Below are 12,352 nucleotides of genomic sequence, written 5' to 3'. Positions count from 1 at the left end.
TGGCGCGGGAGCGAACTGCGCTAGAAAACTATGTCAGTCACTTTCCAGAACCACTGCTGGAGGCTCAACAATTTCGTCAGCGCTTGAGCAATATAGCGGCCGCGCGTAGCGAAACGCAGTTGCGGTGGTTGAACGACATCGTAGCGGCCGATAAACGCGCCGCGCAGTCGCTGCTGGGCTCGCAATTAATCGCTGCCGAGGCCAGCTTGCAGTTGGCGATGATTGCTGTCCGCCAGGCCAATGCTGTCGAATTGAGTTTGCCCATCGCGGATAGTTTACCTCGCCGGCAGCGCGCGATGGAGCTGGCAATCGACAGTTTAGCTCGTGCCGCCGCCTATGGTTTTGCCGATATTACGACCCTTGCCGGCCATGAGCTAGGGGATCTATATCGGCACTTCGCCATAGCGCTTATGAAATCGGAAAAGCCCCGTGAGCTGCGGGGTGATGTGCTCGAAGAATACTCACTGCTGTTGGAGGAGCAAGCCTACCCCTTTGAGGAAAAGGCAATCCATGCATTTGAGACCAATGTCGCCCGTGTTCGCGAGGGCGTGTGGACGGCAGGTATGCGCAAAAGCCTCGGGGCATTGACGGAACTTGCCCCGGCAAAATACGGAAAGCAGCCCGAACTGGAGAGCAGCTATGGCTCGTTTGATTAGCATTATTTCGATAGCGTTGACGCTGCTTAGTATCGTCGCTTGTAGCGCTGGAGCGCCGACAATGAAAGTAAGTTCGGCGGCGCACAAACTGGTTCCGCCTGAATTTGACGCCGCGCTGGCGCTAATGAAAAGTGGTGATACCGAGGCCGCCGAGCAGGCCTTTGTAAGATTGACAGAGGTTTATCCACGGGCAGCGGGGCCGTGGACAAATCTGGGCATTCTCGCCGCTCGGCAACAGAATTATGAGCGAGCGGCTAAGTATTTTATCGCAGCGTTGCAGCGGGATGCGAATAATGTTGTGGCGCTAAATTGGATGGCCTTTGTTACTGGCAAGAATGGCAGCTATGCCGGTGCATTAGACTGGTATAACAAGGCGCTGGCCATCAATGAGCACTATGCACCAAGCCATTTGAATATCGCCATACTCTACGAGACGGTCTTTAAACATCCTGGCCCAGCGCTAGCGCACTACCGTCGTTATCATGAACTGACGGGTGGCGACAACATATTGGTGAGTGCATGGATTTATGAGTTGGAATCTGCCAATGACTTAGTGGCGGCTAATGTCGCGCAGGTGAACAAATGAACCGTGTAAAGGTTTTTGCCTCAGCTTTGGCGTTATCTGCAGTTATACCTGCTGCCGCAGGGCAGGAGATGGGCGTCACCGTCCACGGCGAAAGCGAAGCTCCGGTGGGTCTTTATTTGATGCCCTGGGGTGAAGAACCGGTGAGCGATATTGACCGACCACCGCAGCTCATTGATGAAAGCCCGCAGGTAATTGACCCGGAAGAATTTCAACGTTACGCCCAATGGTATCAGGCACACCGCGCTTATCGTTACTGGCGTTTACAGCGTAATAATTGGTGAGTGGCGCGGCGTGATTGTGCTGATCACATTTTAATTTTGAGGAAAAATTATGGAAATCCTGACGACCATCATCGAATTTTTTAATAATGGCGGTCACTTTATGTACCCCATTGCACTTGTGTTGGCACTTGCCATTGCGATAAGCATCGAGCGCTTCATTTTTCTGAGTAAGGCACTAAGGGATAATCGCCGCTTTTGGGCAAGGGTTTGGCCATTGCTAAATGCCGGGAAAATGAGTGAAGCAGAGGACTTGATTGCCAATTCAAAGTTCGCCGTCGCCCATATTATGAGCTGTGGCTTTGAGCAGGTGCGCATTGACAGTCGGCGCAGTGATGTCGAGATCGCAACTGAAGATGGGCTCATGGCCCTGCTTCCTGCGATTGAGCGACGTACCCATTATTTGGCGACATTTTCTAATGCTGCAACTTTGTTGGGCTTGTTGGGTACGGTGTTGGGTTTAATTGGCGCCTTTGGCGCCTTGGGTAATGCCGATCCCGTGGAGAAGGCTAATTTACTGTCAGCGGGTATCTCTGAGGCGATGAGTTGTACTGCGTTTGGTTTGATGGTCGCGATCCCGTCGCTATTTGCTCACGCCTATTTGCAAAGTCAGGCCGGGGAGTTAGTGGATACCTTGGAGTCAGCCTGCTCGCGCTTTGTAACTGTGATTAGTCGAAGTAAATCTCTGCAGCATTGAGGGGGAAGTATGAGCGCAATGTTTGGGATCGTACCGGAAGGGGATGAAGGGGCGCGGAGTTCGCGTCGCTTGCGGCGTCTGAAACGACGTTTGCGTCAGCGCCCAGAGGGTGAGCTAAATATTGTCTCGATGATTGATGTATTTGCAGTATTGGTATTTTTTCTTTTAGTTGGCTCATCGATTTCTGCGAGTAAATTGCACGCCTTAAAACTAAGTTTGCCGTCGCTTGCGGAACCATCAATGGGTAGCGACGAGCCGTCCTTAACTCTGGCGGTCAGTTTGTTTGCCGATAATTTAGTCATTACGAGTAGGACTGGTTTTCGAAAAAGCTTGCCGAAAATTGACGACGCATATGATACGGCGGGACTAAGTCAGTCCTTGGTGGGAATAAAAGCGAATCATCCCGATGAGTCCAGAGTGGCATTGTTTGTCGCCGAGGAGGTGGCCTACGCCGATATTGTGGCGGTTATGGATAGTGTTCGCGAATATCCTTCAGGAGTGGTGGGCGCGGACGGTGCTAGGGCGCTGTTTCCGTTGATTTCGATGGGCGATGCCGCAGTTGCCGCGGCGGTGGAATCCGGAGTGCGGCCATGAGTAAACGGCAGGAGCGAAAGTTAAGAAGAAAAATTAAGGACGGTGACCGCGACGTCGCGATCAATGTCGTGTCGCTAATTGATATCTTCGCGATTTTAGTTTTTTACTTATTGGTTAATGCGTTGGTGGTGGAGGTGATACCCGAATATCAAAATTTAATTCTACCAAGTTCCATCGCCAGTGATAACGCCAAGCGCACCGCGACCGTTGCGGTGAGTGAGAACGCTATTCTACTCGACGAGCGGCGTATTATGAGCCTTGATGAAGCGCTGGCATCTGAAGATCGGGTGCTAAGTTTATTAGTCGCTGCACTCCGCCCATTGGGTCAAATGGCAGATAGTGAAGCGGGCGTTGACGAGCAAGCGGCGTTAGGCCGCGACGTTAATATTGTCGCCGACCAGAAAACCCCTTACCGCATACTCAAAAAAATATTGGCGACATGTGTGGATGCCGGCTTTGATCAGGTATCCCTCGCTGTGCGTGAAATAGCACCGGGAGGTGGCGCATGAATACTTTGCTTATCGCGCAGAACAGCGCTGGATCATCACTTGCTGGGTACGGGGTATTGGGCGCGGACTGCTGGGGAATCACGGTAGCAGTGGATCGTCGTTTTAAACGCATACTCAGCAATGTGCTGGGTATTTTGGTTGCAAGTTTATTGCTGCTGACGTCGTGGGTAATTGAGCGCCCGGAGGTATCAAAAGCAGTGCCGGAGGTGCCTTATGCCCTTGAGCTATTGCCGGTGCCAATCGTAAAGCCGGCGCCACCGCCGGAAGTGCCAAAGCCATTGCCGAAATCTGAAGAAGTGACCGCGCCAGCTAAGCCGAAGCCAATCGTTGAGCCAGTGAGTAAGCCGGTCGCTGTGGAGCGGCAGGTGCTAGACGCCGCTGCGGCAGCCGCGCGTCGTCAGGCGGCGCAAGCGGCCGCGGCCCAGGCAGGGGTTATGGCCTTTAGTCAACAGTTAGCGCATTTGCGCGGTAGCGGCGACAGGGTATTGGCCACAGAAAAAAGTCTTCGCGATCGCGATTTAGTGACGAGCGAGTCATCAGTGACAACGGCTAAACAGCTATCGGCGGTTAAAGCCAGTGCGGGCCACAGGGAGTTTGCCGAGCGAAGTGTTAGTGATGCCCAAGGGAGTACCGCAGTGGGTAGTCACCGCACCGAGACGCTTGCTGCAGTCCCCGCGCGCTCGGTGGCCAAGGGTAGCTTGGGTGGTAGCGGAAATGTAAAACCGTCGCGAAGCTTGGAGGAGATTCAGTTCGCTTTTGATCGCAGCAAAACAGCCTTTTACACTATTTTTAATCGTGCCGCGCGTAAAGACAGTACGATTGGTACTGGTACGGTGATAGTGAGCATTACCATAGAAGCCGATGGCTCAGTTAGTCATTGTGAGATTGTGTCATCGAGTTTTTTTAATCCCGACTTAAAGCAAAAGCTTTTGCAGCGAGTTCGGATGTTGAAGTTTGAGGCCAAGTCTGTTCCTGCTTTTACCTACCCCAATTATCCCATCAGTTATGTGCCTTAGTTACGCGCGGCAGTGAGTTGTCGCGGACAGTTAAGCTCCGGCGGTTGGCTTATCGCTAATGCCTTGGGCAAGACTGAGCTTTTCTGAAACTAGGTTTAGCAAATTTAATCCTAATGCTCTTCCCGCATTAACGTCGTTCACGGGCCTGCACCATGGCGGGCTATTGCGCACTGTTATGTATTGATTTGGCGCGAAAGCTCACGCTGAATATCTTGAATGACGCCCTTTTATTTAATGCAATCTTTTGGTGCTGGCCAAGATTTTGCAAAATTATCAATGGTTTTAATTGGTGCATTCGTGCATCTTTTTGAATTATTACAGAATTATGTCAATAGGAAAATGATTTTTAATGGTGCTTTATAGTGACATGTTAAAATTTTTATCTTAGTAAGCTTATGATTTTTAAGCATTAAAAATATGGTTTTCGGATTATGTTTTTTTATGGCCCGTTGTTTGCTGTACAGGAGATATCGCAAATTAATTAGGACAAGTATTGTTTGCGGTGCGTATCTGCCTAACAAACATTTACCTTATTGAGACATATTATGCTGAAAATGAAATCATTGCCCTTGGCTATTTCCGTTGCTTTATTGGGTGCAGCAGCACAAACCTCTTTTGCGGCTGACACGATTGGAGAGGCACTAAGCAAGGGCGAAGCCCATATAAATTTACGGCTTCGTTATGAGTCGGTTGCTGAGGACGTTGCCGCTGGCGGCAATAAAACCGGTGACGCACTAACCTTAAAAACACGGGTAAATTTTAAAACCGAAGCCGTTAATGGTTTCAGCGGATTTATTGAGTTTGATGACGTCAGTAATTTTGCCGGGGATTCCAATGACAGTGTCAATGGCAAGACTTCAGAGGCGCTCATTGCTGATCCGGAGGGTACAGAAGTAAATCAGGCCTTTGTCGCTTACAGCAATTGGAATAGCGTATTTAAATACGGCCGTCAGCGCTTAACCTTTGATAACCACCGCTTTGTTGGTCATGTTGGCTGGCGCCAAAACGAACAGACTTACGATGCCTTTACTGTGGCCAATAGCAGTATTGAAAATTTAAATTTGGGTTACGCCCATATCGCTAATGTAAACCGAATTTTTGGTGAGGCTAGCGCGGTGGGTGATACCGAGATGGATTCCCACTTATTCAATGCCAGTTATGCTTTACCTGCAGGTACCCTCGTCGCTTATGCCTATTTGCTAGAGACCGATGATAATTTTGCCGGGTTCAAGCGTATGGACACGGATACCTATGGTGTTCGCTGGCAGGGTAACACCGGGGATCTCGCCTATAATCTTGAGTACGCGAGCCAAGAGAGCGCAGGCGAAAATCCTGCTGACTACAGCGCTGATTATATGCTTGCTGAGGCGAGCTATAAGCTTGCACCGCTGACCTTAGGTATTGGTTACGAGGTATTGGGTGCCGATAAAGATGGCTTCTTCATTACGCCGTTGGCCACCTTATTTAAATTTCAAGGTTGGACGGATATGTTCTTAAACAAAGGTTTGGGCAATATCAGCGAAGGTATCAGTGATACCTATTTCACCTTGGGTGGTGCGGTGATGGGTGTGAAGTGGCTGGTGGCCTACCATGATTTTGAGTCTGAACAGGACAATGGTGCGGGCGACAGCGATCTTGGCTCGGAAATCGGCGCTATGGTCGCTAAGAGCTGGGGACCTTATTCGGCGGAGCTGCGTTACGCGAGTTATAGCGCTGGTGATAGCACTGGCTTTAACGGCGGGGGATTGAATCTGATGGATACTGAAAAAGTTTGGTTCACCTTCAGCGCGGCTTTCTAAGGGCTGCAGGTTGAGCAAGGTCTAATCGCGCAATGCGCTGCGCTAGCGTAGAGCTGGCGCGAGAGCAGTGATACCATGCCACACAGACTATTCTGTGTGGCGTTTTTCTATATGCATCTTCATATTTTGGGTATTTGCGGCACTTTTATGGGTGGCCTGGCGATTCTAGCGCGTGAGCTGGGGCATACGGTGACCGGTTCAGATGCCAATGTTTACCCGCCCATGAGTACCCAGCTTGAATCCCAAGGCATTACCTTGATGGAGGGTTATGAGGCAGCGCATCTGTCTCCCGAGCCAGACCTCGTCATTATTGGCAATGCCATGTCCAGAGGTAATCCGGCGGTCGAGCATGTCTTGAATCGGGGTATTCCTTATACCTCTGGTCCTCAGTGGTTGAGTGACAATGTACTGCAAAGTCGCTGGGTACTGGCCTGCGCCGGCACACACGGTAAAACCACGACTAGCAGTATGTTGGCTTGGGTTTTGGAAGACTGTGGTTTTCAGCCAGGGTTTTTAATTGGTGGTGTTCCCGCTGATTTTGGTCTGTCGGCGCGCCTTGGTAATACCGATTTTTTTGTTATCGAGGCAGATGAGTACGATAGTGCCTTCTTTGATAAGCGCTCGAAATTTGTCCACTACCGCCCCTTTACGGCCATTCTCAATAATCTCGAGTTTGATCACGCGGATATTTTTCCGGATTTAGCCGCTATCCAACGTCAGTTCCACCATTTGGTGCGCACTGTGCCCGCGATTGGTCGTATTGTCGTACCAGCGGCGGAATCGGCCTTAGACGAAGTGCTCGACATGGGCTGCTGGAGTGAGGTGGAGCGGGTCAGCAGTGATGGGGCGCAGGCAGCCGATTGGCAGGCCAAGGTGCTCAGCGGCGATTTTTCGCAGTTCGATGTGTTCTATAAGGGCGTGCTACAGGGCCGCGTGAATTGGTCTCACACCGGCGCCCATAATGTGAATAATGCCTTGGTGACCTTGGCTGCGGCCCATCATATTGGGGTTCAACCCAAGGACGGTATTGCTGCGTTATGCCAATTTCAGGGCGTTAAGCGGCGTATGGAATTGCTGGCCACCGTCGCGGGTATTTCGGTATATGACGATTTTGCCCATCACCCCACCGCAATTGCCACAACGCTCGAAGGTTTGCGCGGTCGAGTGAGTGAGGGAAGAATTGTCGCGTTAATAGAACCGCGCTCCAATACTATGCGTATGGGTATCTATAAAGAGCGTTTGGCACCAGCGACAGATTTTGCCGATGAGGTTATTTGGTATCAGCCTCCGGGGCTTAATTGGTCACTGGATTCGGTAATTGCTGGCAGCGCGACACCAGCGCGGCTAAGTGTCGATCTCGAGCAGACGATTGCGGAGCTCAGTGCGAGTTTAAATGCGGGTGATCATTTGGTGATTATGAGCAACGGCGGTTTTGGTGGTGTGCACCAGCGTCTTATCGCGGCACTGCGCAAGCGTTGGGAGCAGGGTTAATGGTGAAGGCAGTAACCTTAGCAATGACCGGTGCCTCTGGTGCGCAGTACGGATTGCGACTACTGGAGTGCCTATTGGCCGCCGGCTGTGAAGTGCATTTTATGATCTCTAAGGCGGCCTTGTTGGTCGTGGCAACAGAGACTGAGGAAACCTTGCCCGCTAAACCTGCCGCGCTGTCGCGGTATTTGTGCGAGCGCTTTCAATGTACGGCGGAACAACTTAAGGTGCATGGCCCAGAAGATTGGATGGCGGCGGTAGCGTCGGGCAGTGGGGCGCCGAGCTCGATGGTGGTGTGCCCTGCCAGTACCGGAACACTATCTGCTATCGCCTGCGGCGCTAGCAATAATTTAATTGAACGCGCCGCCGATGTTGCGCTCAAAGAGCGTCGGCAATTAATCCTAGTGCCAAGAGAAATGCCCTTATCGGCAATTCACCTGCAGCATATGCTCAGTTTGACGCAAATGGGCGCGACAGTGATGCCGGCATCGCCTGGCTTTTATCGCAAGCCGCAAAGTGTGGCGGATTTGATTGATTTTGTGGTGGCGCGAATTTTAGATCACCTCGGCGTGGCTCAGGACCTCGTGCCACGTTGGGGCGAATAATAATCGATTTTATAAAATGGACCGGAGTAGGCAATCCGGCAAACGATGACGCTTAAGGGACAACTATGAGTGCAATGTTATTGTCTGTGTATCAGCGCGTAATTCTGCGTAATGCATTTTGGGTTTTGGCCGTTTTACTCGCCCTAGTCGGCTGGTTGGGAAGCTACATCCCGACATTGCAACTTGATGCTTCCGCTGATGCTTTGGTACTCGAGGGTGACGAGTCGCTGGCGTATTACCGGGAGATCAGTAAGCGCTACGGTTCAGAAGACTTCTTGCTGGTGACGTATCAGCCTAAGGGCGACTTGTTTGCCCCAGAGCAATTGCAAACCCTTGCAGAGCTTCGGGATCGCTTGGCGACACTGCCCAATATCTCAAACGTGACCTCGATATTGGATGTGCCGCTACTGGAAAGCCCACGGGTGTCTTTGAGTCAAGTTACTGCGGGTGAGATTCCGACCTTGAGTACTGCGCCGGATATCAATATGGATATGGTGCGTGAAGAGCTTGCCACCAGCCCCATATACAAGTCGCTATTGACGAGTACTGACGGCAGTACCACCGCGATTCAAGTCAATATAAAGCGCGATGAACGCTACTACGACTTACTGAATCAGCGTGATGCACTGCGCGCCAAGGTGGCTAGTCAAAGTGCGAGCGCTGCGGAGCAGGCGGAGTTGGACGCCTTAGAGACGACTTTCGCGGATTACACCGCTGAGTCCCATGAGCGGCAAGCCGAGTTAGTGGCTCTGGCACGGGACATCGTTAAGGATTATCGCGGCGACGCCACGGTGTTCCTCGGCGGTGTGCCGATGATCGCGGTGGATATGATTGCTTTTGTTAAAAGTGATTTGCGCGTATTTGGCGCCGGCATATTGTTGTTTATTGTTGCCTTGTTGACCGTGATATTCCGCAGCCTGCGCTGGGTGCTCATTCCCTTGTCGACTTGCGTATTGAACGTGGTCTTTATGCTGGGTTTGTTAAGCTTCCTCGACTGGCGATTAACGGTTATCTCAGCGAACTTCGTCGCTTTGCTGCTGATAATAACCCTGTCGGTTACTATTCATTTGGTGGTGCGCTATCGAGAATATTCGGCGGCGCAGCCTGATGCGGATCAATTTAGCTTAGTCTCGCAAACCACGGCGATTATGGCCAAGCCTTGTTTGTACACCACCTTAACGACTTTGGTGGCGTTTGCCTCCTTAGTGGTGAGCGGAATTCGTCCGGTCATCGATTTTGGCTGGATGATGACTATTGGCGTGGTGTCGGCGCTTGTGTTGACCTTCCTCGTTATGCCGTGTGCCATGATGCTGATGAAGCGCCGCAATGAAAAAGGCAGCTCTGACGATTCCGCTGCTTTTACCCGCTATTTTGCGGTCGCCACTGAGCGTTTTGGTCGGACGGTAGTGGTGGTTTCGACCGCGTTATTACTGCTCAGTGTTTGGGGGATTACCCAGCTCAAAGTGGAAAACCGTTTTATTGATTATTTTCACGATACGACTGAAATTTATCAGGGTATGGAGACCATCGATGCCGAGTTGGGCGGGACCATTCCCCTCGATATAATTTTAGATCTGCCTAAGAAAGACCCCGTCGCCGCGAAGCCAGCTAAGCCCGCAGAGGACGATTTTGGCGACTTTAGCACTGATTTTGCCGATGACTTCGGTGACGATTTTGGTGATGATTTTGGTGGTGGTGGCGCGGCCCAGAGTGAATGGTTTACCGTCGCAGGGCTGCAGCGCATTCAATCAGTTCATGATTATGTCGACGGTTTGCCTGAGACCGGCAAGGTACTGTCGCTGTCGACCTTCTATGAGTTGATGCAAATCATTATGGGTAATGTCGACGACTTGCAATTGGCCCTGGCGCAGCGCTCATTGCCTGAGTCGATATCCTCAATTTTGATTGACCCCTATATGTCAGCTGAAGTCGATCAGGCGCGCATAAGTATTCGGGTGAAGGAAACCAGTCGGACCTTGAACCGCAATGAACTGTTGCGTGATATTGAAGACCACTTAGTGAATGAGCTGGGCTTTGCGCCTGAGCAAGTCCACCTGACGGGTATGTTGGTTTTATACAATAATATGCTGCAAAGCCTGTTCACCTCGCAGATCATGACCTTGAGTGCGGTGTTTGTGGCGATACTGGCCATGTTTATGGTCTTGTTCCGCTCATTGAGCTTGGCGCTTATTGCGCTGGCTCCCAATTTATTGGCAGCCGGTGCAGTATTGGGCGGTATGGGCTTGGCGGGTATTCCGCTGGATATGATGACGATCACCATTGCCGCGATTACCGTGGGTATCGGCGTGGATAATACCATTCACTATGTGCACCGTTTTAAACAGGAGTTCCCGGCTGACCGCAATTACATGGCCACTATGTACCGCTGCCATGCCAGTATCGGTAAGGCAATGTATTACACCTCGAGTATTATCATCTTCGGCTTCTCTATTTTGGCCTTGTCGAACTTTACCCCGAGCATTTATTTTGGTCTGTTAACGGGCTTGGCGATGCTGGCGGCACTGCTGGGCGCAATGCTGTTGCTGCCAAAACTTCTATTGGTAATTAAGCCGCTAGGCCCTGAGAGTAGCCAAGAAAAGATTGTCGAGGGGGTTGTGGAGGCTAATGTCTGAGTCAGCGTTGAGTGCGGTAGTAGAATTGCCGCTATTTCCGCTGAGCGCAGTGCTGCTGCCAGGCGGTCGCATGGGTTTGCGGATTTTTGAGCGCCGCTATTTGGACTTAATTCGCAATACCCTGCGTAATCAGCAGAGCTTTGGCATTGTTTGGTTGGCCGAAGGCGGAGCTGAGGTGCTTAAACCAGGTGAGCGGCAGGCGACTTTAGCGCTAATTGGTACCGAGGCCCATATCGCCGATTGGGATCAATTGCCGGATGGCCTTTTGGGTGTTGTCGTAGAAGGGCGTCGTCGGTTTCAGTTGGTGTCTGCTCGGCAAGACGAGACCGGCCTGTATGTTGGTAGTGTGCGGTGGGTGATTGAGGCGGAGGATGTGCCATTGCCACCGCACAGTAGTGAGTTGCACGATTTATTGCAGCAATTGGGTGAGCACCCTCATGTTCAGCGTTTAGGAATGCAGTTGAATGTCGAGACGGCGGGTGCTTTGGCCAATAGTTTGGCGCAATTATTGCCGTTGCCTGCTGCCGATGCCTATCAAATTCTTGGGATCGACGACCCCTTGGCACGCTTGGATACACTTCACGACATCGTAAACTCGCTATCAAGCTGAGCGCGCGGCCGACTGTACATATTGTCGATAGTGAGTCCTTTTCCAATCCGTTATACTAGCGGTCATTTTTCGTTCTCCGACAGGGGAATTAGCAGGTATAGACCTTTGCGGTAGCGCGGAGGTGAGAGGATTGGAAGGCTCATGGATATTAAGCAGTATATGAATCAGTTGGGTCGTCAGGCGCGTATTGCATCGCGACTGGTGGCGGCGGCTGATACTGGCGTTAAGAATCGTGCCCTGCTGGCTATCGCCGCGGCGGTAGACGCCCAGCGTGAGGACATTCTTGCCGCCAATGCCAAAGACCTTGCCGCAGGTGAGGCATCAGGCCTCGACGTAGCGCTGCTCGATCGTTTGGCGCTCAATACCGCTGGTATTGCCGGTATTATTGAAGGTCTGACCCAAGTCGCCGCGCTGGCCGACCCGGTTGGTGCCATCACCGATTTAAACTACCGGCCCAGTGGTATTCAGGTTGGCAAGATGCGGGTGCCACTCGGGGTCATCGGTATTATTTATGAATCCCGGCCCAATGTGACGGTTGAAGCCGCCAGTCTGTGTCTGAAATCTGGCAATGCCGCTATTTTGCGCGGCGGGTCGGAGGCGATTCACTCAAATCAGGCTTTGGCTGCGTGTATACGCGAAGGTCTAAAGGTTGCTGGTTTGCCCGAGCATGCGGTTCAGGTATTGGAAACCACCGATCGCGCGGCGGTGGGTGAACTGATCACCATGCCTGAGTTTGTTGATGTGGTGGTGCCTAGGGGCGGCAAGGGGCTAATTGAGCGTATTGCTCGCGATGCTACCGTCACTGTTATCAAACATCTCGACGGTATTTGCCATGTCTATATTGATGACGCCGCTGACCCGGTAAAAGCGCTGGCGATTGC

The 12,352-nt window shown here is 51.6% G+C and carries 12 protein-coding genes and 1 pseudogene; all 13 read left to right on the top strand.

Features of this window, described 5'->3' with window-relative positions; translation table 11 throughout:
• Positions 1 to 656: pseudogene (locus ABYT30_RS08995) on the top strand (hypothetical protein); the annotation flags it as partial.
• A 61-nt stretch (positions 657 to 717) separates the two neighbouring features.
• The gene (locus ABYT30_RS08990) at positions 718 to 1,242 is read left to right on the top strand and encodes a tetratricopeptide repeat protein (RefSeq protein ID WP_373096092.1); all 525 of its coding nucleotides are present in this window, start codon (positions 718 to 720) and stop codon (positions 1,240 to 1,242) included.
• On the top strand, positions 1,239 to 1,523 hold the full coding sequence (locus tag ABYT30_RS08985; RefSeq protein WP_373096090.1) for a hypothetical protein: 285 nt from the start codon (positions 1,239 to 1,241) through the stop codon (positions 1,521 to 1,523). Before ABYT30_RS08990 ends, ABYT30_RS08985 begins: the two co-directional genes overlap by 4 nt.
• 49 nt (positions 1,524 to 1,572) lie before the next feature.
• Entirely contained in the window at positions 1,573 to 2,217 is a 645-nt protein-coding gene (locus ABYT30_RS08980; protein ID WP_373080953.1) for a MotA/TolQ/ExbB proton channel family protein, read from the top strand.
• Between the two features lie 9 nt (positions 2,218 to 2,226).
• Positions 2,227 to 2,811 (top strand): ExbD/TolR family protein, encoded by a 585-nt coding sequence (locus ABYT30_RS08975; protein WP_373080951.1) that lies wholly within the window; start codon positions 2,227 to 2,229, stop codon positions 2,809 to 2,811.
• A complete protein-coding gene (locus ABYT30_RS08970; RefSeq protein WP_373080949.1) occupies positions 2,808 to 3,320 on the top strand; it encodes an ExbD/TolR family protein in 513 nt (170 codons plus the stop codon). The genes ABYT30_RS08975 and ABYT30_RS08970 overlap by 4 nt, the downstream gene beginning before the upstream one ends.
• Positions 3,317 to 4,336 carry a TonB family protein gene (locus ABYT30_RS08965; protein ID WP_373080947.1) on the top strand — a complete coding sequence of 340 codons (1,020 nt, stop codon included), beginning with the start codon at positions 3,317 to 3,319 and terminating at the stop codon, positions 4,334 to 4,336. Before ABYT30_RS08970 ends, ABYT30_RS08965 begins: the two co-directional genes overlap by 4 nt.
• Positions 4,337 to 4,881: 545 nt before the next feature.
• Positions 4,882 to 6,135 carry an alginate export family protein gene (locus tag ABYT30_RS08960; protein WP_373096088.1) on the top strand — a complete coding sequence of 418 codons (1,254 nt, stop codon included), beginning with the start codon at positions 4,882 to 4,884 and terminating at the stop codon, positions 6,133 to 6,135.
• Positions 6,136 to 6,246: 111 nt separating this feature from the next.
• On the top strand, positions 6,247 to 7,626 hold the full coding sequence (gene mpl, locus ABYT30_RS08955) for a UDP-N-acetylmuramate:L-alanyl-gamma-D-glutamyl-meso-diaminopimelate ligase (RefSeq protein ID WP_373096095.1): 1,380 nt from the start codon (positions 6,247 to 6,249) through the stop codon (positions 7,624 to 7,626).
• Entirely contained in the window at positions 7,626 to 8,228 is a 603-nt protein-coding gene (locus ABYT30_RS08950; protein ID WP_373096086.1) for a flavin prenyltransferase UbiX, read from the top strand. Before mpl ends, ABYT30_RS08950 begins: the two co-directional genes overlap by 1 nt.
• 65 nt (positions 8,229 to 8,293) lie before the next feature.
• Positions 8,294 to 10,861 carry an RND family transporter gene (locus ABYT30_RS08945; RefSeq protein WP_373080942.1) on the top strand — a complete coding sequence of 856 codons (2,568 nt, stop codon included), beginning with the start codon at positions 8,294 to 8,296 and terminating at the stop codon, positions 10,859 to 10,861.
• Positions 10,854 to 11,471, top strand: coding sequence for an LON peptidase substrate-binding domain-containing protein (locus tag ABYT30_RS08940; RefSeq protein WP_373080941.1), 618 nt, complete (start codon positions 10,854 to 10,856; stop codon positions 11,469 to 11,471). The genes ABYT30_RS08945 and ABYT30_RS08940 overlap by 8 nt, the downstream gene beginning before the upstream one ends.
• A 141-nt stretch (positions 11,472 to 11,612) precedes the next feature.
• On the top strand, positions 11,613 to 12,352 hold a 740-nt coding region (locus ABYT30_RS08935), incomplete at its 3' end, for a glutamate-5-semialdehyde dehydrogenase (protein ID WP_373096084.1).

This window comes from Zhongshania sp. (genome assembly GCF_041623545.1).
Classification (GTDB): Bacteria; Pseudomonadota; Gammaproteobacteria; order Pseudomonadales; family Spongiibacteraceae; genus Spongiibacter.
This window is presented reverse-complemented; position numbering and strand designations above follow the sequence as displayed.

Excerpts from the sequence above, each read along its gene's own strand:
- ABYT30_RS08990 (WP_373096092.1), top strand. The coding sequence starts at position 718 with ATGAAAGTAAGTTCGGCGGCGCACAAACTGGTTCCGCCTGAATTTGAC.
- ABYT30_RS08985 (WP_373096090.1), top strand. The coding sequence starts at position 1,239 with ATGAACCGTGTAAAGGTTTTTGCCTCAGCTTTGGCGTTATCTGCAGTT.
- ABYT30_RS08980 (WP_373080953.1), top strand. The coding sequence starts at position 1,573 with ATGGAAATCCTGACGACCATCATCGAATTTTTTAATAATGGCGGTCAC.
- ABYT30_RS08975 (WP_373080951.1), top strand. The coding sequence starts at position 2,227 with ATGAGCGCAATGTTTGGGATCGTACCGGAAGGGGATGAAGGGGCGCGG.
- ABYT30_RS08970 (WP_373080949.1), top strand. The coding sequence starts at position 2,808 with ATGAGTAAACGGCAGGAGCGAAAGTTAAGAAGAAAAATTAAGGACGGT.
- ABYT30_RS08965 (WP_373080947.1), top strand. The coding sequence starts at position 3,317 with ATGAATACTTTGCTTATCGCGCAGAACAGCGCTGGATCATCACTTGCT.
- ABYT30_RS08960 (WP_373096088.1), top strand. The coding sequence starts at position 4,882 with ATGCTGAAAATGAAATCATTGCCCTTGGCTATTTCCGTTGCTTTATTG.
- mpl (WP_373096095.1), top strand. The coding sequence starts at position 6,247 with ATGCATCTTCATATTTTGGGTATTTGCGGCACTTTTATGGGTGGCCTG.
- ABYT30_RS08950 (WP_373096086.1), top strand. The coding sequence starts at position 7,626 with ATGGTGAAGGCAGTAACCTTAGCAATGACCGGTGCCTCTGGTGCGCAG.
- ABYT30_RS08945 (WP_373080942.1), top strand. The coding sequence starts at position 8,294 with ATGAGTGCAATGTTATTGTCTGTGTATCAGCGCGTAATTCTGCGTAAT.
- ABYT30_RS08940 (WP_373080941.1), top strand. The coding sequence starts at position 10,854 with ATGTCTGAGTCAGCGTTGAGTGCGGTAGTAGAATTGCCGCTATTTCCG.